Source organism: Bartonella sp. CM86QHHN (assembly GCF_042194695.1).
GTDB lineage: Bacteria > Pseudomonadota > Alphaproteobacteria > Rhizobiales > Rhizobiaceae > Bartonella.
Genome location: NZ_JBHIND010000083.1, coordinates 1 through 23800, shown reverse-complemented (window position 1 = coordinate 23800; position 23800 = coordinate 1). Strand labels below are relative to the sequence as shown.

20 protein-coding genes are annotated in these 23800 nt (G+C 37.1%); 13 read left to right on the top strand and 7 right to left on the bottom strand.

Annotated features, from left to right (window positions below):
• The 3 genes from ACFIKX_RS09465 to ACFIKX_RS09455 all read right to left on the bottom strand — a co-directional run.
• The coding region (locus tag ACFIKX_RS09465; RefSeq protein ID WP_375646020.1) for an ABC transporter substrate-binding protein at positions 1-1407 on the bottom strand (1407 nt) is incomplete at its 3' end.
• 356 nt (positions 1408-1763) lie between these two features.
• Positions 1764-1982, bottom strand: coding sequence for a hypothetical protein (locus ACFIKX_RS09460; protein ID WP_375612270.1), 219 nt, complete (start codon positions 1980-1982; stop codon positions 1764-1766).
• Positions 1983-2349: 367 nt separating this feature from the next.
• Entirely contained in the window at positions 2350-3975 is a 1626-nt protein-coding gene (locus tag ACFIKX_RS09455) for an ABC transporter substrate-binding protein (RefSeq protein ID WP_375628239.1), read from the bottom strand.
• A gap of 1093 nt (positions 3976-5068) precedes the next feature.
• Here ACFIKX_RS09455 and ACFIKX_RS09450 point away from each other — a divergent pair.
• The gene (locus ACFIKX_RS09450; RefSeq protein WP_375628240.1) at positions 5069-5350 is read left to right on the top strand and encodes a DUF6460 domain-containing protein; all 282 of its coding nucleotides are present in this window, start codon (positions 5069-5071) and stop codon (positions 5348-5350) included.
• A 22-nt stretch (positions 5351-5372) separates the two neighbouring features.
• On the opposite strand, the gene ACFIKX_RS09445 is transcribed toward ACFIKX_RS09450, so the two are convergent.
• The 3 genes from ACFIKX_RS09445 to ACFIKX_RS09435 all read right to left on the bottom strand — a co-directional run bounded on the left by ACFIKX_RS09445 (position 5373) and on the right by ACFIKX_RS09435 (position 8102).
• A complete protein-coding gene (locus ACFIKX_RS09445; protein ID WP_375628242.1) occupies positions 5373-6182 on the bottom strand; it encodes a TIGR02186 family protein in 810 nt (269 codons plus the stop codon).
• A 2-nt stretch (positions 6183-6184) separates the two neighbouring features.
• The gene (locus tag ACFIKX_RS09440; protein ID WP_375612267.1) at positions 6185-7105 is read right to left on the bottom strand and encodes a sulfite exporter TauE/SafE family protein; all 921 of its coding nucleotides are present in this window, start codon (positions 7103-7105) and stop codon (positions 6185-6187) included.
• A 178-nt stretch (positions 7106-7283) separates the two neighbouring features.
• On the bottom strand, positions 7284-8102 hold the full coding sequence (locus ACFIKX_RS09435) for a hypothetical protein (RefSeq protein WP_375628244.1): 819 nt from the start codon (positions 8100-8102) through the stop codon (positions 7284-7286).
• Positions 8103-8615: 513 nt separating this feature from the next.
• Between ACFIKX_RS09435 and ACFIKX_RS09430 the strand changes: the two genes are divergently transcribed.
• The 7 genes from ACFIKX_RS09430 (at position 8616) to ACFIKX_RS09400 (ending at position 16498) form a co-directional block, all read left to right on the top strand.
• Positions 8616-9362 carry an electron transfer flavoprotein subunit beta/FixA family protein gene (locus tag ACFIKX_RS09430; protein ID WP_375628246.1) on the top strand — a complete coding sequence of 249 codons (747 nt, stop codon included), beginning with the start codon at positions 8616-8618 and terminating at the stop codon, positions 9360-9362.
• A 51-nt stretch (positions 9363-9413) separates the two neighbouring features.
• Positions 9414-10334 (top strand): electron transfer flavoprotein subunit alpha/FixB family protein, encoded by a 921-nt coding sequence (locus tag ACFIKX_RS09425; protein WP_375628248.1) that lies wholly within the window; start codon positions 9414-9416, stop codon positions 10332-10334.
• A 3-nt stretch (positions 10335-10337) separates the two neighbouring features.
• The gene (locus tag ACFIKX_RS09420) at positions 10338-12002 is read left to right on the top strand and encodes a 4Fe-4S dicluster domain-containing protein (RefSeq protein WP_375628250.1); all 1665 of its coding nucleotides are present in this window, start codon (positions 10338-10340) and stop codon (positions 12000-12002) included.
• A 2039-nt stretch (positions 12003-14041) separates the two neighbouring features.
• Complete coding sequence (gene rsmI / locus ACFIKX_RS09415; protein WP_375613498.1) at positions 14042-14929, top strand: 16S rRNA (cytidine(1402)-2'-O)-methyltransferase; 888 nt, start codon at positions 14042-14044, stop codon at positions 14927-14929.
• A 4-nt stretch (positions 14930-14933) separates the two neighbouring features.
• The gene (locus tag ACFIKX_RS09410; protein ID WP_375613510.1) at positions 14934-15302 is read left to right on the top strand and encodes a YraN family protein; all 369 of its coding nucleotides are present in this window, start codon (positions 14934-14936) and stop codon (positions 15300-15302) included.
• 102 nt (positions 15303-15404) lie between these two features.
• Positions 15405-15650, top strand: a complete 246-nt coding sequence (locus ACFIKX_RS09405) for a hypothetical protein (RefSeq protein WP_375612261.1) — start codon at positions 15405-15407, stop codon at positions 15648-15650.
• Between the two features lie 56 nt (positions 15651-15706).
• The gene (locus tag ACFIKX_RS09400; RefSeq protein ID WP_375613497.1) at positions 15707-16498 is read left to right on the top strand and encodes a pyrroline-5-carboxylate reductase; all 792 of its coding nucleotides are present in this window, start codon (positions 15707-15709) and stop codon (positions 16496-16498) included.
• Positions 16499-16871: 373 nt separating this feature from the next.
• On the opposite strand, the gene ACFIKX_RS09395 is transcribed toward ACFIKX_RS09400, so the two are convergent.
• On the bottom strand, positions 16872-17933 hold the full coding sequence (locus ACFIKX_RS09395) for an Mrp/NBP35 family ATP-binding protein (protein WP_375613496.1): 1062 nt from the start codon (positions 17931-17933) through the stop codon (positions 16872-16874).
• Positions 17934-18517: 584 nt separating this feature from the next.
• On the opposite strand from ACFIKX_RS09395, the gene rpmH reads away from it, so the two are divergent.
• The 5 genes from rpmH (at position 18518) to ACFIKX_RS09370 (ending at position 22463) form a co-directional block, all read left to right on the top strand.
• Complete coding sequence (rpmH, locus tag ACFIKX_RS09390; protein WP_375612258.1) at positions 18518-18652, top strand: 50S ribosomal protein L34; 135 nt, start codon at positions 18518-18520, stop codon at positions 18650-18652.
• Positions 18653-18769: 117 nt separating this feature from the next.
• Complete coding sequence (rnpA, locus tag ACFIKX_RS09385; RefSeq protein WP_375612257.1) at positions 18770-19162, top strand: ribonuclease P protein component; 393 nt, start codon at positions 18770-18772, stop codon at positions 19160-19162.
• On the top strand, positions 19152-20990 hold the full coding sequence (yidC, locus tag ACFIKX_RS09380; protein WP_375628253.1) for a membrane protein insertase YidC: 1839 nt from the start codon (positions 19152-19154) through the stop codon (positions 20988-20990). The genes rnpA and yidC overlap by 11 nt, the downstream gene beginning before the upstream one ends.
• Positions 20987-21631, top strand: a complete 645-nt coding sequence (gene yihA, locus ACFIKX_RS09375; RefSeq protein ID WP_375628255.1) for a ribosome biogenesis GTP-binding protein YihA/YsxC — start codon at positions 20987-20989, stop codon at positions 21629-21631. The genes yidC and yihA overlap by 4 nt, the downstream gene beginning before the upstream one ends.
• Before the next feature lie 139 nt (positions 21632-21770).
• A complete protein-coding gene (locus tag ACFIKX_RS09370) occupies positions 21771-22463 on the top strand; it encodes a glutathione S-transferase family protein (protein ID WP_375612254.1) in 693 nt (230 codons plus the stop codon).
• The last annotated feature ends 1337 nt before the right edge of the window (positions 22464-23800 follow it).

The following is a 23800-nucleotide window of genomic DNA, read 5'->3' as shown; positions in this document are numbered from 1 at the left end:
ATGGCACCAACTCGCATAGCCTGTATTTTTAGCCTCAAGCCGATTATCTGGATTATAAATAAGACGTGAAGCCATTGTATGGGGGTCCCCAGAGCCATTATTCCATCCGAAAAAAATCGTATCAAAACCACGCGCATAAAATTTTGAAAACAACTGCGTACCTACAAAACGTTCAATTTTAAAACGTACTCCAACTTTTTTTGCATTGTCTTGGAGAGACTGAGCAATAGGCAAAGCAAAAGGATAAGGAGAGGCACCGGCAAAAATACTGGCCTCAAAACCATCCGGATAACCGGCTTCCGTTAAAAGTTGCTTTGCTTTTTGGAGATCAAGTTTAAAGGGTTGTCCCTCTTTTTCATCCAAAGCTCCAAGATTACCAAGAGGAATAAAACTTGCACGTGGAATACCAACATCTTTGAGAAGAGTCTTACCGAGTCCTTCATAGTCAATAAGATAGCGCATCGCCAAACGCACTTTTTCATTGGCAAAAATAGGGTTTGTCGCATTAAATCCCCATATGATCATGGAGGGCGCCAACACTTTTTCAACTTTAATATCCGTTGTTGCTTGGAGATCTGCCAAATCCTCTGGCATCAGATTACGTGCAACATCGATATCATGTTTTTCCAATAATAAACGTTGCGTTCCAGGCTCCGCGACATGGCGAATTAAAATCTTCTTCAATTTAGGCGCCTCCCCCCAATAATTGGAGCTTGCACGCAACAAAATTCCTTCTCCAGGGCGCCAACTCTCTAGCTGATAAGGACCAACGCAAGCAGAATGGCTTGCCAAATACCGGTTTCCCATATCGCCATCTTGTTCGTTTTTCATGAGTGTCTCACGATCAAGCAAGGCAGTAGTGCGATTAGTGGAAATATTGCTAAGAATGAGCTCTGCTGGATAAGGTTTATCAAATTTCATCACCACCGTTTTGTCATCCGGTGCTTGAAAAGCCTCATCAACGTTTTGTTCTGTAATCCCATATTCATTAAATGTTGCTGCATTAGACAATTTCAATTTGACAACCCGCTTCATACCCCAAACAAGATCATTGGCATTTGCAGGACGACCATCATAAAACTTTAAACCATCACGCAAGTGAAAAGTAATCACCGTACTCTGATCATCACTTGAAACATCCCAACTCTTCGCTAACGAGGGAACCATTTTAGCCGCATCATCTGTAGCAGAAACGACTAAATTATCACAAATATTGTTAACCACTTCAATTCCATAACGGTCATTGAGTTGTGCAGGGTCAAATGTATTTATTGGATCGAGATTCCAAGCCATCACAAGCGTATCGGCGGGTGTTTTTGCTGAAACTTGTTGCACAAACATCCCCATTGCAAGAACAGCAGAAACAAAAGAACTGCCCTTTTTCAATATTTTTCTTTTCACGTTCATAGAATTTTCCTTTTAACGTTTATTGTATAAATTCTCCATGCAGCAAAACGTGCTTAATTTAAGTTTAGACGAACGATAGGCTCCTAAAGACCAAACTTTAAAATCTTCAAGAACAAGCACCTCTTGCCAATGACTCCTCTTGTCTACACTTATAAGCCAAACTAAAACATACAAAGGAAAACACTCTAATATACAATGAATGCTCACCAACAACAGAGCTTAATCACGATATCATAACGCCTACTATTGAAGACTATAAAACCTGTATTTTTTCTATCTTGTTAAGCAAGCTTGTCTCGTATTTCTTCCGGCGTTTTCTATACCATCAAAGCACTACCCCTTTTAGCTCAAGTACCTTAATAACAACGAGCCTTCATAACAATTTGACGATTTGATAAAACAGAAAAATTCGTTAGTTTGCCAAATGCAACGACTTTTATTCCTTCTTCAAAAGAAAATTTAATTTTTTCATCACTCCCCGTAAAATAACACCCTCCAAATGACATCTCATCATCTTTCAAAGCAAAAGAAAATATAAACACCATAAAAAACTGATATCCCTTGTGTACCCCCATAACAAAACTTTCCTTCAACATCGCAAAACCTTTGCACCTTTAGCACCACTAAATTCCGCGATATTTGTTACACTTCGTTTCTTTATGTTATACTCAGTTTTTTAACAAATAAATTGACCACTTTCTAATTCAGAAAAATTGAAATATCGATCTTAACATCCACTTAAATACACCTCTAATGAGAATGAAAAATATCTTTAAACGAATGTCTTGAAAAGACATTCAACAATATATCACGCATTACCTATGATCTTCGGCGCATTGCAAAGCTTAAAATTTATACAATACGCCGAATATATCATGACGATGCCCTTTATCTATTGACATGACGATGCCCTTTATCTATTGAACAGCATTGAAGACACTCTTATTTTTCAATTTTACTATAAAAAATATGTGGCGCACTATTCCAAACCCACTTTTTGATATCAGGCGTCATCGCGATAACAGTATATTTCTGAAAGATAAACGCATAAGGTCCTTTTTGCATCAATTCACGTTGTAAATCAGCATAGAGTTGTGCCCGTTTTTGCGGATCTTTTTGAAACAATGCATCCTGAACCTTTTGATTCATCGTTTCATCCAAATACCCATATTGCCAACTAGGATAGGCGGTATTTTTTGCCTCAAGCCGATTATCTGGATTATAAACAAGACGTGAAGCCATAGTATGAGGATCCGCAGAATCATTATTCCATCCGACAAAAATCGTATCAAAAGCCCGTGCATAAAGTTTAGAAAACAACTGTGTACCGGCCATCCGTTCAATTTTAAGACGTACCCCCGCCTTTGCGGCACTATCTTGGAGTGACTGAGCAAGCAACACCCTATAAGGAGCATTTGATACGAGAAAATTTGCCTCAAACCCATTCGGATAACCAGCTTCTGCTAAAAGCTGCTTGGCTTTTGCAATATCAAGTTTAAAGGGTTGCCCTTCTTTTTCATCTAAAGCCCCAAAGTTGCCAAGAGGAATAAAACTGGCCCGTGGAACACCAACACCTTTGAGAAGCTTCTTGCCAAGACCTTCATAATCTATGAGATAACGCATCGCCAAACGTACTTTTTCCTTAGCAAAAATAGGATTTGTCATGTTAAATCCCCAGTACATCATAGATGGTTCTAACACTTCTTCGATTTTAACATCTGTTGTTTTTTGCAGATCTGCAAGATCTTCAGGGGTCAAATCACGAGCAACATCAATATCGTGCTTTTGCAACAACAAACGTTGTGTTCCGGGCTCTGCAACATGGCGAATTAAAATCTGCTTCAGTTTAGGCGCTTGTCCCCAATAGTGAGAGCTTGCACGCAACAAAAGAGCTTCTCCAGAGCGCCAACTTTTTAACTGATAAGGACCAACACAAGCAGCATGACTTTTCAAATACTGATTTCCAAAATCGCCATCTTTTTCATGCTTCATAATCGTCTTACGATCAAGCAAAGCTGTTGCCGGACTTGCAACAATATTATTAAGAATGAGCTCTGCTGGATAAGGCTTATCAAATTTCATCACCACTGTTTTCTTATCTGGGGCTTGCAAAGCATCATCAACATTTTGCTCTGTAATTCCATATTCATTAAAAATTGCCGCATTACCCATCTTCAATTTGACAATCCGCTTCATACTCCAAAGAAGATCATTGGCATTGGCTGATCGACCATCATTAAACTTCAAACCATCACGTAAATGAAAAGTAATCACCGTACTGTGATCATCACCTGAAACATCCCAATGTGTTGCTAAAGCGGGAACCATTTTAGCAGGATCATTTGTCGCAGTACTGACCAAATTATCACAAACATTGCGAACAATTTCACTTCCATAAACATCATTAAGTTGTGCGGGATCAAATGTACTAATTGCATCAAGATTCCAAGCCATCACAAGGGTATCAGCGGGTGTTTTTGCTGAAACTTGTTGTGCAACCATCGCCAAAGCTATAAAAGCAGAAACAAGAGAGCTGCTATTTTGTAATATTTTTTTCTTCAAGTTCATAGACTTTTCCTTTTAAAGTTTACTATATAAATTTCCCACACAACAAGCACATGCTTAATAATAAGGTTAGATGATCCATAAGCGCCTCAAACAAAGTATTATTAAAACCTTCAAACAACACCACTTACCAACCACGGACTTCTACCCATGGCTATAAGCCAAGACAAACCAAAACATGCAACAACAAACACTCTGACATACAATGAATGCTCCCCCCATAACAGAGCCTATTCATGATGTCATAACGCCTACGATTGAAGACTATAAAACCACTATTTTCTCTCTTTTGTCGGGTAAGCTTGTCTCTTCTTTCCTCTCGCCTTTTTATGCCATCAAAAGACTCTTCTTTGTTAGCTTAAGCGCCTTAATAACAAAGAGCTCTACTAACAATTTGACATTTTAACAAAACAGGAAAATTCACCCATCAACCGACATGACCTCCTCCCCCTACAAGAGGAATTTTGAATTTTTCCATAATCCTCTGCCAAATAACAGCTTTTAAATTATATTTTATTTCTAAATAAAAGGAGCATAGGCTCCCCCTGATATTCCTTTACGCACCCACACATAACAAAACTTTTTTCCACATCGTATTTTTAATATCTTTGCTCCTTTAACAACACTCAATTCATTGCTTACATTTTTTCAGAAAAAAAGATCTTTTCAATGCACTAAGGTTGAAATATCTAAATATAATACCTATATAAGCATACCCTTATTAGAATAGATAGTCTTTTTTTAAGTAAACTGTCTTGAAATATTATTTCTATACACGACAATAATAAGTTCGTTACAAAATCTTCAATATACTAGAACTCTCACTCTGATAAGAAATGCTGAAACGTTATAAAATTTCTCTACAAATTCTCGAGACGAAAGGATATCCCTTCATTTAATAAAAGAAGCGCCATGAAAATATCGCAAAAAATGCAATAAAACATGTGTATATTTTAAAGCACTGATATTACACCAGTACTAAGATGATGTGCTCCCAAAAAGTAAGAAAAAATAAAAAATCTTTCTCCTTTATGACAATGACATCACTGTACTATGATGATACAATAAAAAACAAGATATTCGAAAGTATATTAAAATGAACCGAAAGAAAAAATTGTCAGATTCTTTTCGTGCTTTTCTTGGGGGCACATTAAGCCATGTTAGTTTAAAATTGCTCATCCTTTCATTTTTTATTGGCATCGGAATGAATTTTTTGGGATGGACACCCAAAAATCTCATACAGAAAATTATAGATTTTTTTCAATCTCTATGGGCAACAGGATTTATAACGCTTACAAACTTCTTTCATATCACCATGACGGGAGCGATTATTGTTGTACCTATTTTTCTTATCTTACGCATTTTTCATAAAAAATAAAACCCTCAACATTTTCCTTGTGCTAGTCTTTTCGAAAAATCAAACGACATAAAAATCCTGTGGTAACAGCAATGATCACCGCAACAATAGCATATAAGAAACGATACTTATGTGCTGCGTAAAAAATTGTATAAGCGATATGTGCTTTAACAATTTCAAGAGTCGTTGTTGTACTATCAATAAACTGACCATCACGAAAAAGATAAGCACGAACTTTATAATGTCCAACTGGGATATTTGCTGGCAAACGAAAATGCGCTGTGAAAAGTGTGTCAGAACCAAAACGAACCCCACCCACTTCCTCATAATAAAGGCTTTTAGCTTTTTGCAATTTTATAAGTTCATCGCGAAAGATTTGTATTTTTTTCTGATCTTGTTCATCCGTCTGCAATGGCAAATAGAGTAATCCTAACCCTAAGCGTTTATAATCTTCAATGCTCGTAATATCGTCAATTTCACGTGTTGTGACCATAGAGTAAAAAAGAGGAACCTTTTTAAAAATAAGAGAATCTGTATTGACCCATACACCGGCATTGCGTTTTTTTTCTCGCATCACCATTGTCCGATCTTGTCCCTCCAAGCTTACAACAATATCATAACGGTTCTGTCGAGAATATAACGGATCAATATTTTCCAAAACACCAGCAATATAAAGATCACGACCAGCAAAATTTGCATCCACAGTAATCGTATTCGTTGTTACGATAATTTGGACAGTTTCGTGGTCAACTTGATCAATGAATGTAGCTGGCGTCCCAACATGTGACCATGTAGAAAAAGAAATAAAACAAAAGCAACCTGTAATGATGTATAAAGAAAATAATCTACCCATTTTTATCTCATAAGAATATCCAGAGAGAAAAGATTATCAGGGCGTATAAATAATTGAAAAGCAAGACGCATACACACAATCAACACTAAAAATGCAAGTGCCATACGCAATTGTTCAGCCTTTAACTTCCGTCCAACCCGTGTTCCATATTGCGCACCAATACTTCCTCCAAGCATTAACAAAAAAGCCAAGACAATATCAACGGACTGATTAGTCATACTTTGCAAAACTGTCGTGAAAGAAGACACAAATGTAATCTGAAAAAGTGAAGTCCCAATCACCACACTGGTTGGAACACGCAGAAGATAAATCAATGCTGGTATCATAAAGAACCCCCCACCAATTCCCATAATAGAAGACAACAACCCCACAATGAGACCAATCCCTAAAACTGGAATAATGCTAACATATATCATAGATGTCCGAAAACGCATTTTTAAGGGTAAGCGATGAATCCAATTATGTCGACCAGCAAGACGAATATTGGCTTTTCCTTCCTTACGCTTGCGCATCATATCATACCAACTTTCAACGATCATCAAGCTTCCTACACTTCCAAGAAGAATCACATAAAGAAGAGAAATCATTAAGTCTAATTGACCTAACTTTTTCAAAACAGAGAAAACCTGAATCCCGATTAAAGAACCAATCCCTCCTCCAATCGCCAAAAGAATACCAAGTTTAATATCGAGCGTACGTCTTCTAAAATGTGTAATTGCTCCTGTTACAGATGAAGCAATCATCTGGTTAGCACCTGTTCCAACAGCAATAGCAGGAGGAATATTATAAAAAATCAATAACGGCGTGATGAGAAACCCACCACCGATTCCAAAAAGTCCTGAAAAAAAACCAGCAACGACTCCCATACCAATCAAGATCAGCATATTGAGTGACATTTCAGCAATTGGTAAATAAATACTCACTTACAGAACCTTCAAGATAATTTGAGGTTTTTTTACAATTAGAGAATCCTTCTCCAATTATCCTCTTTTCCAATAATCTCTGTTGCGTGTTTAAAAGGATAATTTTAGTTGCTATAGCTTCCGCACAAACATGAATGCGCAATACATTTCACATCTATTAACATCAACATCATAAAAATTAAAAAAAACGAGCTCCTTTTAAAAAGCTATAAAAACATAACGTTATCGCTACCACAAATGCAACGGTTAAAAAACAAAGAACACCTTTTTTTACCAAATAAGATAAAAACGAGACATGTTCCCGAGACTGCGTCCTTAAAGAAGAAAAATCATTCTCAATGCAATGATTAGATGCCTGAGCACCCATCATACCTTTTTCTTCTATCACAGCATGCTTCACTACTCCCTCAACCTTTTTAAAAGAAGATTTCAGAGCATCACTGGGCAAAGGGCTTCTATTTTCTTGCTGCAACGTATTTTCAACATTTGTTTTGAGTGAAATTATGCTGTTTTCTTTCGAAAAATTTTGCACCTTTTGAAGTAATAAGTGTTCTTGATTTCCCTCACATTCCATGTGAGCAAGTTTTTGTACAACAGAATCAGGTGATTTTGAACGAGACACCCGTCGTGTTACCGCTGCTTCTTCTAAGCTTTTTTTTTCACTCTGCAAACTTTGAACAATTGTTTTAATCTGCTCTAAAGACTGGAAAAGCTTTTTTTCTCTTTGACGACGTATATAATGTTCAGCCAAAATGGCCCGACTAATATCATCTAAGTAAGATTTAAAATGCTCTTCTACCGAATTCTGCTGCATTAAAGAACGAGGCGGATGCTTCATTTGCATTTGCGCATAAACGGTGCGTAATTTTTGAGCAATATCCGACATCGTTACTTCTACAGAAGTATCCATTCTCTCTTTCTGTTCAACAAAAGAAAAGACTTTATCGTTCCTAACCTGTTTGGTCGCCTGGTCGATCGTATGACCCTTCGTATTCACAAACGCCTACCCCTCATTAACCTTTTTGAAAAGAATCGCAACAAATGATGAGAAAGTGTGCTCTATTTTAGTAAATAGAGCTTTAAGAACTTCCAAAAACTTTTTTGTTAGAAATATTTTCCCCAATCTTTATCTAAAATATTTGAAAGAAAGATCTTTAATTTTTCTGTCTTCAAGATTTGAAGAGCAAAATCATTCCCCCATTTTTATCTTTTTCACTTAATTTTTCATTGCATAAAGGACCTATTGCACCATCATAAACAAAGCATAAGAAACTAAAAAAGAATATTCTCACAAGACAGTTTGATTTTTTTACTTTTTATTCAAGCAAATAAGGCAATTATGGCAATGCAAAAATATGAAGATTGAAAATGACGACGAGAAAGTACAAGTAAACATAAAAAAGCTTATACGAAAGAGAACACAAGTTATAAATTGAGACTTCATTCTAAACAATTTGGTTTCTTATGAGTATTGCTATAAACTTGTAACATACAAACAAAGAGGATCATTATGAAGATAATTGTCGCTGTCAAACGTGTTGTTGATTATAACATCAAGATACGCGTCAAACCGGATAGTACAGGCGTTGATCTGTCTCACGTAAAAATGTCTATGAATCCTTTTGATGAGATAGCCGTGGAGGAGGCCATTCGCCAAAAAGAATCCGGTAAAATTTCAGAAGTTCTTCTTGTTTCAATTGGCCCAGAAGCAGCTCAAGAAACTCTACGAACAGGACTTGCAATGGGAGCTGATCGCGCACTTCTTGTCACAACGGATCAAACACTTGAACCCTTAGCAATTGCTAAGATTCTCAAAACCATTGTTGATGAAGAAAAACCCGACATGGTCTTTTTAGGAAAACAAGCAATTGATGACGATAGCAACCAAACAGGACAAATGCTCGCTGCTCTTCTTGGGTGGGGACAAGCAACTTTTGCCTCACATCTTAACATAGAAAATGGGCATGCTACAGTTACTCGTGAAGTTGATAATGGAACACAAACCCTTTGTCTTCCCCTTCCCATGGTTATGACCGCCGATCTACGGCTCAATGAACCGCGTTACACCTCTCTCCCCAATATCATGAAAGCAAAAAAGAAAATCATTGAACAAAAATCTCTTACTGATCTTGGCGTCGATACGAAAGCACGCTTAATAATTTTAAGCGTTGAAGAGCCAAAACCCCGTCAATCCGGTATAAAAGTGGCAAATGTAGTAGAACTTGTCAGAGCCTTAAAACAGAAGAACTGCATTTAATATTCTCACCACTAGAGTAAAAGCAACACTCACATAAAAGGGCAAAAACTTATGGCAATTCTTTTATTGGCCGATCATAATACAGAAGAAACAGCAAAAGCACTCACCGCTGCACGCGTACTCAGTAATGATATCGATATTCTGATTTGCGGAGAAAAAATTCAAACGATAGCGGAAAATAGTGCTAAACTTAATGGTGTGCGGCAAGTTCTTATTGCAAAAGCAGACTATTTAGCCCATCAACTTGCCGAGCCTATGTCAGATACAATTCTCATGTTAGCAAAGGATTATGATGTGATCATGGCAGCATCCAGCAGTACTGGGAAAAATGTGATGCCGCGCGTAGCAGCTCTTCTTGATCTTATGCAAATTTCAGATATTACCGCCATTCTTTCACCCAATACCTTCAAACGACCAATTTATGCAGGCAATGCATTTGAAACTGTACGCACCAATGATTATAAAAAGATTATAACAGTTCGCACCGCTTCTTTCACCCCAACGCCTTCCCAAAATAATTCTGCTCCCATTAAAACAATAACACCAGCTCCCAATCCAAATCTTTCTTCTTTCGTAAAAGCAGAGACAAACAAAAGTGATCGTCCTGAGCTCACCTCAGCACGTGTTATTATATCAGGCGGGCGTGGTCTTGGTTCTCAAGAGAAATTTATGGCCCTGCTTCTTCCTCTTGCAAACAAATTAAATGCTGCTTTAGGTGCCAGCCGCGCAGCAGTGGATGCAGGCTATGCTCCCAATGATTGGCAAATTGGACAAACAGGAAAAGTCGTTGCCCCTGAACTCTATATCGCCGTTGGCATTTCCGGTGCAATCCAGCATGTAGCCGGTATAATGGATGCACAAATTATTGTTGCCATTAATAAAGATGAAGAAGCTCCCATCATGCAAATTGCCGATTACACCCTTGTAGGTGATCTCCACCAAATTATTCCAGAATTGGAGAAAGCTTTATAAGCCATGAAAGCACCTCTGCATGACCAACGTGAAAGTATGGAGTTTGACATAGTCATTGTCGGAGCAGGACCTGCAGGGCTTTCTGCCGCAATTCGTTTTAAACAAATTAATCCTGAGCTTTCTGTCACAATTGTTGAAAAAGGAACCGAAGTTGGTGCACATATTCTCTCTGGCGCAGTTGTTGACCCCATTGGTATCGACACACTCTTACCAGAATGGCGAAATGATAACGACCATCCCTTCACAACCCCTGTCACACAAGACCAATTTTTTTTTCTAAAGCCTCAAAAGTCCACAGTATTTCCCAATATTTTGCACCCTAAAATCTTATCAAATAACGGATGTTATATCGTTTCGCTTGGGAGCGTCTGCCGCTGGCTAAGCAAAAAAGCTGAAGCGTTGGGTGTTGAAATCTATCCTGGTTTTGCAGCAACAGAACCCATCATCCAAAAAGATAACGGAGCTATCATTGGTGTTCTCACCGGTGATATGGGGCTTAACAAAGATGGAACCCCTGGAAAAAATTATATGCCTGGGATGGCTTTATTAGCAAAATATACTCTGATTGCGGAAGGAGCACGCGGCTCAATTGCAAAACAACTGATACAACATTTTAATCTTAGCAAAAATCGAGAACCACAAAAATTTGGTCTTGGTCTCAAGGAGCTCTGGGAAATTGCCCCCAACAAACACCAACGCGGTTTAGTACAACATTTCACTGGTTGGCCCCTAGACAATAATACCGGTGGCGGTGGCTTTATTTATCACCAAGAAAACAATATCATTTCTGTCGGTTTTGTTGTGCACTTAGATTACAAAAATCCTTATCTTTCTCCCTTTGAAGAATTTCAACGTTTTAAAACACATCCAAAACTCTATAAAATCTTTAAAGGCGCAAAACGTCTTTCCTATGGTGCACGTGTTATCAGCGAAGGAGGTTGGCAATCTGTACCAAAACTCACCTTTCCTGGTGGGGCACTTATTGGCTGCTCTGCTGGATTTGTCAATGTTCCTCGTATCAAAGGATCACACAATGCCATCTTATCTGGCATATTAGCTGCCGATAAAATCGCTACCGCTCTTGCACAAGGGCGTGCCCATGATGAGGTTAAAGAAATCGAAGAACAATGGCGAAAAGGGCTCATTGGCAAAGATCTTTATAAAGTGCGAAACGCCAAACCGCTCTGGGCAAAATATGGGACAAAATATGGAATTAAACTTGCTGGTTTTGATATGTGGTGGCAACAACTGTTCGGATTTTCCTTATTTAAAACACTCTCCCACGGAAAAGAAGATTATGCATGCCTTGAACCAGCAGAAAAATTTCAACCCATTGCTTACCCAAAACCAGATGGCGTTGTAACCTTTGATCGCCTTTCAAGTGTTGCCCTTTCCAATACGCATCATGAAGAAAATCAACCTTGCCATTTAAAAATAGCCTCATTAAAAAAGCAAAAGGAGTCTGAATATGCAATCTACGGAGGACCTTCCACAAACTATTGCCCCGCCGCTGTCTACGAGTGGCTAGAGGATAATGATCATCTGACTTATGTGATCAACGCTTCAAATTGTATACATTGTAAAACGTGTGACATCAAAGACCCAAACCAAAATATCACTTGGATCTGTCCACAAGGCAATGAGGGGCCCTTCTATCCCAATATGTAATTTTCCAATGTATAATCATTGTTCATTTTCCTAAAATTGAAATATACAAAACGCAATGGATAAAAATATTTCCCTCAGATCAGAAATCTATCAATTACCTTCCTGCATACGTTCTTTCACAATGTAAAAAGAACTCTATTCTCATATAAAATACTCTCCCTACCGCATGACTTTTTTCAATAAAAAAACATAACATATTTTTATCAAAAATTTTTTATCTAAATGACAAAACAATAATGAATATATTCTTGACAATTCTGCGATAAAGAAACAGCCGCGGTTCTCGAAAATCTGAAGGAAAATAAGCCCGTTCTACTTTACCCCCTCTCCCATATGATCCAAAATGCTTTTAGCCCTCTCATAAGAAACATCAATCGTTTTAACTAGCCAAGAGCCCCCCCCTGAAGATGCGCTTCACATTTATTTTTTCTCCTACACTTTGCCAAGTAATGCTCACTCAAGAAAACCACGAATGAATGTAGAAAAAACATTGTGAGATAAAGAGATAAAGAGCATGCTTGTTCAAGCCCTTTTTATGTTTCTAATGATAATGACACGAAAAAATCTTACATTAACCTTTTATTTTTGCATTAAAGATAATCGCCTTGCATCTAACCTTTACCAATATACTGCAATGAATGTGTACAAATACCGTAAGAATAAGCAGATGCCAAGCCATGGAGACTATCGCTATTAGCAAAACACCTGATAAAAACAAAATAGCTTTCATGACCACTCTATGACGCGTTTTATAGAGTTGTTTTTTTTAAAGCTTGTGCTTTCGCTATTGCTTGTAAATCAACATCCAAATTGAACACAAGTGGTATATTTAAAAGAAAGATTAAGGTGAATGAAAGCTCTGCACGCCGTTCCAGCTTTTGTAGCTAGAGCAAAAATATTGCATATTCTATTTGAGTAATCTCTGAAACGAAAATACAGCTTCATTTAGCAAGAACATCAAATCTGAAAGGAAAAAACTGTTTTCCTCTTTACTATCATCTGTCCATTCGGTTTTAAAACTTTCAAAAGCATCACAATATCCTCTAAAAAGAAGAGATAACGTATTGTCCCCGCTTTTATTACTTACGTTTTTTTATGGGAGCATATCCTTCAGAAAAAATAAGGTATCCAAAATTAAAGCAGACTTGTGTTGTTCAGTCATGGGCTTGTTTTTAAGAGATAGCTCTCATATCAAACAATAATTTTGCGACACTATCCGAAAAAGGTATAACGCAATCCTGTGAACGAACAGTTCCATATTTATGAAATAAAAAGTACAAGCTAACAGCATTATTTTCTCTGCGATCTCCAATGAGGCGATAATCTTTGTTTTAAGGAGGTTTCAAGATGCACAAAAATGATTTTGATTAATTGACTATAAGAAGAGCTGAGATAATGTTACGATATTTAAAGCTCCTAATTAATAGGCAAAATAATAAATTTTCTATTATAAATCAAATGTTTAAGATAAAATTTAGCCTTAAACTTTTCTAAGGTACTCATTATACTGTATACTGTTAAAGCTGTAGAGAATATGAAAAAATAAAGTATTTTGCTGATAAGAGCTTATATTTGATCAAGTCAGCTGCCAGTTAACTGTATGTGTTTCAAAAGGGGCTGTTTACATTTGCTCAGAAAAACAGTTTGGATATCAATAGAATATTTGAAAAATCGGCGTTATGGAAATAATCTAAAAAGCTTAGCTTTTAAAAGAGCACAAACAAGCATGAGATTATAACATTGGGTAAAATTGTTTTTTGGTTCTCGAAGGAAAAACTTTATAGAAAATCATGGGGTAGATAGAATATTGGTTACATTTGGAATTTGTTTTACTGGAAAAAATAACGCGGATCAAAATAGATAATAATGTTAAATTAAGATATTAAATATGAAATTATCTTATTGTAGTGTAATCGATTATTCGAATAAGGTAAGCCTTTGTAATGATAAAAAATGTGCTGGTAAAAAATGAGCTAAAATGGCTTATGAGTATGGATAAAAATCTTGTGGTGAGGAGAATTTAATGAAAAGAAAAGAGCATGTGTGAAAAAGCATATTTTATAGGTGCGCATGCTTATTCTGCACCCGTTATAGAATCAGGGCTTTATCTTGTGGCAACACCTATCGGAAATCTTGCAGATATTACGCTTCGTGCTTTGCAAGTACTTGCAGGAATTGATATTTTAGCGTGTGAGGATACGCGAGTAACACGTGTTTTGTTGGAACGTTACGGTATTCAAAAAAAACCTTTTCTCTATCATGAATATAATGCGCAAAAAGCGGGTCCGAAGCTCTTAGCGGCTTTAGCAGAAAACAAAACAGTAGCACTTGTTTCAGATGCCGGAACACCACTTATTTCTGATCCTGGATTTCGATTGGTGGAAGAGGCCCGTAAAGCTGGTCATAAAATTATTCCTATTCCTGGAGCATCCGCTCTTTTAGCCGCTCTTATACCGACAGGGCTTCCTACTGATAGCTTTTTTTTTGCAGGTTTTTTGAGTGCACGAAAGCTACAGCGCCGAAAACGGTTGGAACAATTAAAAGAGATTCCAGCAACTTTGATTTTTTATGAATCACCGCATCGTCTTGTTGAAACTTTACAGGATATGGTCACTCTTTTTTCGGCTGATCGACCTGCTGCCATTTGTCGTGAATTAACAAAAAAGTTTGAAACAGTAGATGTTTCCAATTTGGGAAATTTGTTAGAAAATTACAGAAAACAAGCACATATTCGTGGGGAAATTGTTGTCCTTGTTGGAGAATCATCTTCTTCTTTAAATGTGATAAGTGATCAAGAAATTGATGAAATGCTATTAGAACGCGCACGGACACATTCTGCTGCTCAAGCGGCAGCTTTTGTTGCAAAAAAAACCGGTTTTAAAAAGCAGGAACTTTTTCAGCGATTAATCTTTTTAAAAAATGCGTAAAATGATACAAAAAAAACGCAGACAAAAGTCTTTTTATCGAGGGGTTCGTGCAGAAAAATTGGCAGCTTTGTGGCTACGTTGCAAAGGGTTTCACATTGCCGAAAGGCGTTTTAAAACAAAATGTGGAGAAATTGATTTAATTGCACGACGCGGAAATCTTGTGTTAATCGTTGAAGTTAAAGCACGTTCAACGTTGGCTGAAGCAATGGAAGCGGTTTCCCGAATGAATGAAAAGCGAATTGAGGCAGCTGCCGATATTTGGCTCGCACGGCAAAAAGATTATGCCCTTTTGTCTGTACGCTTTGATTTAATTGCAATTTTACCTTGGCGTTGGCCACAGCATATCCCTGCATTTTTTACATCTGATCAATAAACGGCACCCCCCGTTTTAACCATATTCAATAAAAAACATTTCGTTTTTATGTGCATATGCGTTAAAAAGTGTGTAATAATTGAGCGCTATAAGGAGCGAAATATGGATGATTATGAAAAGTTTGCAACAGGTTTGCTCATCATTTTTGGAGCGCTAATTATTGGTGGTTTAATGGCAATGCATATTGTGCTTATGAATAAACCAGGTTTTTTATTTGCATTAGCCGCAGCTGTTGTTGGTTGGTTTTCTGCTTTTGCCGTTCTCTTTGACAAGCCCAAAATCTATTTGGTTTTGATTATTCTTGCTATGTTATGTGTTGCTTCTTCAATTAGCGTTTATGTTAGTTAAAACACCTGAGATGTTGATTGAAATTCCTTTTAAAATATGAAACTGAGAAATAGATAATGAGACTTGGCTTTTTGGGAACGGGTACAATCAGTGCTTCAATGGTGAATGGCTTAATGACAAGCAACTTTGATGTTTCTTCCATTATTGTTTCGCCTCGCAATGCACAAACAGCAAAGCGCCTTTCACGCACTTATGATAAAGTTATGATTGCTGAAAATAACCAAGCGTTGCTCGATGTTAGTGATTGTGTTTTTCTTTGCTTGCCCAATCAAATTGCAGAAGACGTTTTGCGCTCTCTTTGTTTTCGTCCAGAACAGCTGGTTATTTCCGTACTTGCTATGGCAAAAGCAGCAGAAATAGAAGAGTGGATTAATCATAAAGTTTATCGTGCTGTTCCATTACCTTTTGTTGCAGAATGCAAAAATTTGACACCAATCTATCCCAATCATCCCTTTTTGCGCACTTTATTTGATGCATTGGGGGGCACATTGGTGCTGGATAAGGAAGAGCAGTTTAATCTTTTTATGACAGCTGGTTCACTTATGGGAGTATATTTTAATTTTATAAAAACTGCCCATCAATGGTTTATAACACAAGGGTTAAAAAAACAACAATCAGCAGAATTCCTTACCATGATGTTTGGAAATCTTACAGATGAAATGCGTAAAACTATAGCAACGGATCGTTCTGTATCTCTCGATTTTGCACTGCTTGAAAAAGAGTTTTCAACAAAGGGTGGAACAAATGAATTTTTGTCAAATTACTTTTCTCAACAAGGGGGAAAGAATGCTTTAACAATGGCTCTTGAAGCTACTTTGCAAAAAATGAATGCTTCTAAAAAGACTTGACCAATATTTTTATCATCTCAATAAGAAAAAACTAAATGTTGAAGATGTATATCAAGAAAACTCACATCAAAAAATGCTTTTTTATGAAAAAATTGATTATTAAAATATTTTTTACAACCTTTTACAATTTTTCTAAATTATTTTTATTTTCGGTCTTCTTCTTTTTGCCTCAAGTCCAATATTTTTTTCTACCTCACAGCTCTAGCTCTTCAATTTTGTTCCCCTTCAGGTTATCCAAACGCATGAATAATTTTTTGTTTATTTAACCTATATACTCCATTCACACATTAAAACTTCCTCTTACAAAGAAGCGACTATTTTTATGTCTTTCATGATTGTGTTTTAATAAACTCTCTTATAACATCCCCCCCATTCAAAAGAGTTGATTTTTTATTTGATCAACAATTTTACGATATAGTTTAGCATGCTCTTCACTAGGCTTAGCAACAAAAATAGGGATTCCTTCATCTGAAGAAAATCGTAAAGCTGCATCAAGCGGTATTTCCGCTAAGAAAGGGACTTCTCGACGTTCCGCTTCTGCCCGTGCACCACCATAGCCAAAAATATCATAGCGTTTTCCCGTATCAGGAGCGATAAAATAACTCATATTCTCAATGAGTCCTAAAATAGGAACATTAACTTTCATGAACATTTCTATTGCTTTACGTGCATCCACTAAAGCAAGATCTTGGGGCGTAGAGACAACCAACGCACCTGTTAATTGTACCTGTTGGGCAAGCGTTAATTGTGCATCCCCTGTACCGGGCGGCATATCAACGACTAAAACGTCCAGAGGCCCCCATACAACATCTCGTAACAATTGCGTTACAGCTGCCATAACCATAGGACCACGCCATACTACCGGCTTTTCTTCCTCAACCAAAAATCCCATCGACATCAATTTAAGTCCAAATTTTTCAAGAGGTTGAATCTTTTTTTCTCCAATAAGCTGTGGTTTTTGATTAACAAGTCCTGTCAAACGTGGCAACGAAGGACCATAAATATCAGCATCCATCACCCCCGTCTTGAAACCAGAATCTTGTAAAGCTAAGGCGATATTTATTGCCATCGTAGATTTTCCGACCCCTCCTTTTCCAGAAGCAACAGCAATCACATGCCGCACACCTTCTATGGGCATTTTGATCGGTAAGAGATTTGCTCTTCGACTAGGTGCTGTCTTTGTTATTTTTTCTGCTGTAAGTGTAACAACAGCAGATTTCACTCCCTCCAAAGCACATACCACCTTTTCAGCAGAACGACGCAATGATTCCCATTTTTGCACACCTCCATCAGGAACTGTAATGGAAAAGAAAACCTTACCATCAGCAATCAATATTTCTGAAAGAAGACCCAACGACACAATATCGCTTTCAAGATCTGGTCCTTTGATTGTACGTAATACGTTGCGGACAGCCTCACTTGTGATAAGATCCATGTTCTTTCCTCTCTATAAAAATACCAGCAAATATAAGCATAAGAACGAAAAATACTTACAAGGTTCATCACCTGATAATTTTCTACTTTACTCAGCATTATAAAGTATACATCTCTTATCTCTTTAAAAATATGAAACCATCCTTAAAATAAAGAAGCTCAAACATAAAATCTGCTATAAAATCCTATCAATCACGTTTGTGCTACAACCACTTTAATGAATATTCTGATAAAAATTTTGTAAAAACAAAAACTGAAAAAAACTCTTAATCTTAAAGGATATTTTAAATTGAGCATACAGTAATCAGTCACACCTTCTTTAATTCTTTAAGGCCCTAGCTATTTATGTTCTGTAGCTTCAATCGTTATTTTCTAACACTCCTACAGTATTGTAAAAAAGCGTTACAGATAGTTATAAGGTGTTTTGTATTCTTTCAAGAGAGAGAAAAACAATCTAAGATTGACTTTTTTTATATTTTTCCTTATGGGTTAACAGCCGTATGATAGGATAAAATTGTTTATCTCGCGCATAACTACTCATAAAACGAAGATTAAGAAGGGCCGCACTCCGCGGTATTTAAATAAATGAAACGTACTTACCAACCCTCTAAACTTGTCCGTAAACGCCGCCATGGGTTTCGTGCACGCATGGCCACAGCTGGAGGACGTAAAATTATTGCTGCAAGACGTGCTCGTGGACGTAAGCGGCTTTCTGCTTAACCATTTAAATTTTCACAACCGTTGAGGATTGCTCATCGTTTCTTCGTTGTGAAACTTTTATTATGAACCTACAATGTCTGCTTGCAGGCATTTAATGAAATTGCGAAATATTCTTTTATGAAGAAAAAACATCCCTGCCGTATTCGCAAAAGAGCAGACTTTTTGGCTGTCCGTACAGGAGAAAAACGACGTGGTCCTTTATTTTTGCTCGAAGTTAAATCTCGTGAACAAACAACAGAAAGAAAAGATTCTCTTTTTGCACGTGTAGGCTTCACTGTTACCCGTAAAAACGGTAATGCTGTGAAACGTAATCGTATTAAAAGGCGCTTGCGTGAGGCCGTGAGAGTTGGTGTAACAAACCACATGGAAGCAGGAACAGACTATGTCATTGTAGCGTACCGTGATGTGTTACATGCACCTTTTACATCCTTGATTAGTGAATTAAATCGGCGAATAAAACCAAAAATAAAACATCAGCAACAACAACAAGGGTGTACGGATGGAATATAATCGCAATTTCTTTATCGCTATTGGCTTATCTTTCGTGGTGCTCATCGCATGGCAATTTCTTCATGTTGCTCCCAAACAAGCAAAGTTACAAAAACAACAAGTCATCGCACAGCAATTGTCAAAACAACAATCAGCCCTTTCTACTACCACGACAGATTTTTCTGACGATACCTCAACGTATCAAGCTACATCTATCATCGAACAGCCCATGACACCTGAAATCCGGAAAGCTGTATTGGCCAAAACAGAGCGTATTGCGATCCAAACCAATGAACTGGAAGGCTCTATTAATCTTGTTGGTGCACAATTTGATGATCTTCACCTCAAAAAATATCGTTTAACAGTCGATAAAAAATCACCGGAAATCGATTTGCTAAACCCTAAAGGTTTCAAAACGACCTACCTTGCTGAATTTGGTTTTGCAAGTGCGTCTTTGCCAGCAAAAGCCTTGCCACAATCGGATACAAAATGGCAAGTAGAGGGAAACAATACAATCCTGACTCCTTCAACACCTATCACTTTAATTTATAATAATGGACAGGGACAAATCTTCCGACGGACCCTTTCTGTTGATGATCATTTCATGTTTACCATTGAGGATTCTATCAGCAATGAAAGTGATCAACCAATACATCTCTCGTCCTATGCCCGCGTTGCACGTGCTGCACCACCAGAACATACAAATGCAACCTATTTACTTCATGAAGGTATGATAGGTATTGCTGGAGATTCGCTCAAAACTGAAAAATATAAAACCTTAGCAGAGCTTGACCCAAATCCTGATAATGGGCAAAAGAGCGTGACTTTTTCCAAAGTAACAGGAGGTTGGATTGGTATTACCGATAAATATTGGGCTGTAGCAGTTATTCCCCCGCAAAATAAAGAATATACAAGCCGTTTTATTTATTTTGATCGTTTGCAAACACATTATCAGTCTGACTTGCTAGGGTCGCTTTTAACGATTGCCCCAAATGAAACAAAAACTGTTACAAATCGTCTTTTTGCTGGTGCAAAACAAGTTGAAATTATTAATAGTTATCAAAATGACCTAAAAATCAAAAAGTTTGCTCTTTTAATTGATTGGGGCTGGTTTGATTTCATCACCAAACCAATGTTTTTCCTCATTGATATTCTTTATAAACAAACAGGGAATTTTGGTATCGCCATCCTTCTTGTCACAGTGCTCTTAAAAACTCTTCTTTTCCCTCTAGCCAATAAATCTTATAAATCTATGGCACGCATGAAGCTTTTACAACCGCGGTTGCTAGAAATAAAAGAAAAGTATCCCGATGACCAAACCAAACAACAAAAGGCAATAATAGAACTATATAAAACCGAAAAAATAAATCCCCTTGCAGGCTGTTGGCCGATGTTGGTTCAATTCCCAATATTCTTTGCTCTTTATAAAGTTCTCTATATCACCATTGAAATGCGCCATGCCCCTTTCTTTGGCTGGATTAAAGATTTAGCGGCACCCGATCCAACTTCTCTTTTTAACTTGTTTGGTCTCTTGCCATATACAACGCCAACATTTCTTATGATTGGTGCATGGCCTTTGATTATGGGAATAACGATGTTTTTACAAATGCGTATGAATCCCGCTCCTCAAGACCAAACCCAAGCGATGATATTCACATGGATGCCTGTTGTCTTTACTTTTATGCTCGCCTCTTTCCCTGTTGGTCTCGTCATCTATTGGGCATGGAACAATATATTATCAATCATTCAGCAAGGTATCATGATGAAGCGCCAAGGAGTTAAAATTGAGCTTTTTGATAATCTGAAAGCCATCTGGAGAAGATCACCCAAAAAAGAAGTGCATGAATGACAAGAGATTCTTCCCTTTCTGGAATTTTTTCTCGCAATTGGATTTTTATTCGTGGTGTACCAGCAATACGCTTTCTCCCCCCCGAAGGACCACCAGAAATTGCATTTGCAGGACGTTCCAATGTTGGAAAATCATCTTTAATCAACGCACTCGTCCAACAAAAAAGCTTAACACGTACCTCAAATACACCAGGACGGACTCAAGAGCTTAATTATTTTGTCCCCGATGGATTCAGTGGGCAACTAGGAGACCTTCCCCCTCTAGCATTAGTAGATATGCCTGGTTATGGTTTTGCTGCTGCTCCTAAAAATCTTGTTGATGCGTGGACAAATTTGATTTTTAGCTATTTACGGGGGCGCACAACGTTAAAACGTGTATATATCTTGATTGATTCACGGCACGGAATCAAAAATAATGATGAAGATGTTCTTGCTCTCCTTGATAAAGCAGCTGTTTCTTATCACATTGTTTTGACAAAAAGCGATAAAATCAAATCAAATGCTTTGGAAAAATTAATTATGAGCACACAAACAAAGCTTCTTAAACGCCCAGCAGCTTATCCTGAGCTTCTTGTAACCTCTTCAGAAAAAGCTATCGGTTTAGAAGAATTACGTGCTGCCATTTTGCAAACCATCGCATAAGAGAACAATTCCTAGTCATTAACAATTTATTAATTATAATTACTAGCAGCTACTAATGATCTTGTACTTCTAGTCAAGCATCTTTATAAAAATGATTACTTGAAAGAATTCTCTTCAACTCTATTTGATAGTGTAAATTATGCTGACACTTTTTCACTCTCCCCTATCCTCTGCCTCGCGCTTCATACGCCTCATTCTTGGGGAATATGGTGTAACCACTCAACTGATTGAAGAATATGAATGGGCAAGAAGACACGAATTTCTAGCCCTCAATCCCGCTGGTCATGTTCCTGTTTTTCTCGATGAACACGAGGTTCCATTATCAGGTCCTCTTGTTATCTGCGAATATTTAGACGAAACACATGGAAGTTTACGACAAGAAAATAAGCTCTTTCCAGAAAATCCTTTAGATCGTGCGGAAGTACGCCGTCTCAATGACTGGTTCTTAAATAAATTCGAAAATGAAGCAACGCGCCATATCGTACGAGAACGAATCCATAAACGTGAAATGCCACTTGCCATCGGCGGTGGTGCTCCTAATTCACAAATTTTACGCAATGCACGTGCCAATATTTTACCACATATGAACTATCTCAATTGGCTCTGTGCCTCTCGCGATAGCTTAGTCGGTTCTGCCTTATCCTATGCAGATCTAGCAGCAGCAGCTTCTATTTCTGTACTTGACTTTCTAGGGGAAATTGACTGGGAACAATCTCCTGCTGCCAAAGACTGGTATATGAGAATTAAATCACGCCCTTCTTTTCGTTCTCTTTTAACAGATCGCGTCCGCGGAATTGTTGCAAGTGCTCACTATGCAGATCTTGATTTCTAGCCTTCTCTCACAAACAAAAATAAAAGTGATATTTTATCTAAAGGATATTTATAGGTTTATGAATTTTTATGCATGCGTATAAACGATATAATGATTTATAATCGTATTCAACAGGGAATAAGACCCATTATAATTGAATCAAAAAAAATACTTTCTTATCGTGTCACAAAAAAAGATTAGCACAGGGATAAAAAATATTTAAGAAAGCATTTTAACGACTCTCTTTAAATACAAGAGCTGTAGCATCATTAGAAGCTAGGCAAATAAAATAACAATACTTAACGCATGTTATCCTCAAGTCTCCCCAATATATGAAAAAACGCATTGCATAACATATATACTATTTGCTCTATAATAAAAAAATCCTCATCATGCGTTTTTACAACATAACAATTTTTTTAACTGACTTTCCTAAAAGATGAAGAATCCGACCAACTCTCGTGTGTAAACAATCCAACTTCTTGTTAGCCCCTTGTTTTACCCCCTTTTTACGTGATTGTATTTATGGATAACATATTTATATACAATGATAAATAATCGTTTTTTTACTTTAATCATCAATTCCAAATACCTTTTTCTCATTACCTTCATCACATTTAAAACAATCAAAATCGCTTTCTTATGCGTCACAAATAGAATTGGTAAATGAAAGAATATTAAAGAAAAGAATGAAAATGCCTAAGTGCCAAGAATTATTAAAACATTAAAGGCTAACAAAACGTGATAATGCTAATTTTCTCTATTTATGAAGCATAAAGATAGTGGTGCAGAATAGATGTTATATTATTCATGGATACTCTCTCGTGATACCACTCACGAGCACTATCATAAAATAAGTTTAGAAGAATTGATAAATATTTCTTTAAGAAAAGCGCATGAATTGACAACATAGGTGTATTTTGTTTGGGAGATCTTGTTTTGCATGAAGAACGCTCTCCCCTTAAAGAACGAAAGAAACAAAAGCGTAAAGTAATACACAATCTCCTTTAGGTGTCATAAGCAAACCTTACTTAGGAATATTCATTACACACTCTAACGATACAAGATATTGATTTATAATCATAATCTAGCGTTATTCATATTGAATGNATTGATTTATAATCATAATCTAGCGTTATTCATATTGAATGAGAACCCTGAATAACGTAAGATTCTCTCATCTTAAATCTGTGTATCTTGAATCAATCAAAATCACTTGCTTGCACACCACAAGCGGGGTTGATGTGTGGGTAAAAACTATAGCAGAAAGGAGTAAAAATGGTTCTTATGAATCGTCTTAATGCAAGGGCTGTCGCAACATTGGGAGCTGGCAAATATAATGATGGTGCCGGCTTGCT

What these genes read in the sequence shown, in the direction of transcription:
- ACFIKX_RS09460 (WP_375612270.1), bottom strand. Translation starts at nt 1,982, where the DNA reads ATGGGGGTACACAAGGGATATCAGTTTTTTATGGTGTTTATATTTTCT.
- ACFIKX_RS09455 (WP_375628239.1), bottom strand. Translation starts at nt 3,975, where the DNA reads ATGAACTTGAAGAAAAAAATATTACAAAATAGCAGCTCTCTTGTTTCT.
- ACFIKX_RS09450 (WP_375628240.1), top strand. Translation starts at nt 5,069, where the DNA reads ATGAACCGAAAGAAAAAATTGTCAGATTCTTTTCGTGCTTTTCTTGGG.
- ACFIKX_RS09445 (WP_375628242.1), bottom strand. Translation starts at nt 6,182, where the DNA reads ATGGGTAGATTATTTTCTTTATACATCATTACAGGTTGCTTTTGTTTT.
- ACFIKX_RS09430 (WP_375628246.1), top strand. Translation starts at nt 8,616, where the DNA reads ATGAAGATAATTGTCGCTGTCAAACGTGTTGTTGATTATAACATCAAG.
- ACFIKX_RS09425 (WP_375628248.1), top strand. Translation starts at nt 9,414, where the DNA reads ATGGCAATTCTTTTATTGGCCGATCATAATACAGAAGAAACAGCAAAA.
- ACFIKX_RS09420 (WP_375628250.1), top strand. Translation starts at nt 10,338, where the DNA reads ATGAAAGCACCTCTGCATGACCAACGTGAAAGTATGGAGTTTGACATA.
- rsmI (WP_375613498.1), top strand. Translation starts at nt 14,042, where the DNA reads ATGTGTGAAAAAGCATATTTTATAGGTGCGCATGCTTATTCTGCACCC.
- ACFIKX_RS09405 (WP_375612261.1), top strand. Translation starts at nt 15,405, where the DNA reads ATGGATGATTATGAAAAGTTTGCAACAGGTTTGCTCATCATTTTTGGA.
- ACFIKX_RS09400 (WP_375613497.1), top strand. Translation starts at nt 15,707, where the DNA reads ATGAGACTTGGCTTTTTGGGAACGGGTACAATCAGTGCTTCAATGGTG.
- ACFIKX_RS09395 (WP_375613496.1), bottom strand. Translation starts at nt 17,933, where the DNA reads ATGGATCTTATCACAAGTGAGGCTGTCCGCAACGTATTACGTACAATC.
- rpmH (WP_375612258.1), top strand. Translation starts at nt 18,518, where the DNA reads ATGAAACGTACTTACCAACCCTCTAAACTTGTCCGTAAACGCCGCCAT.
- rnpA (WP_375612257.1), top strand. Translation starts at nt 18,770, where the DNA reads ATGAAGAAAAAACATCCCTGCCGTATTCGCAAAAGAGCAGACTTTTTG.
- yidC (WP_375628253.1), top strand. Translation starts at nt 19,152, where the DNA reads ATGGAATATAATCGCAATTTCTTTATCGCTATTGGCTTATCTTTCGTG.
- yihA (WP_375628255.1), top strand. Translation starts at nt 20,987, where the DNA reads ATGACAAGAGATTCTTCCCTTTCTGGAATTTTTTCTCGCAATTGGATT.
- ACFIKX_RS09370 (WP_375612254.1), top strand. Translation starts at nt 21,771, where the DNA reads ATGCTGACACTTTTTCACTCTCCCCTATCCTCTGCCTCGCGCTTCATA.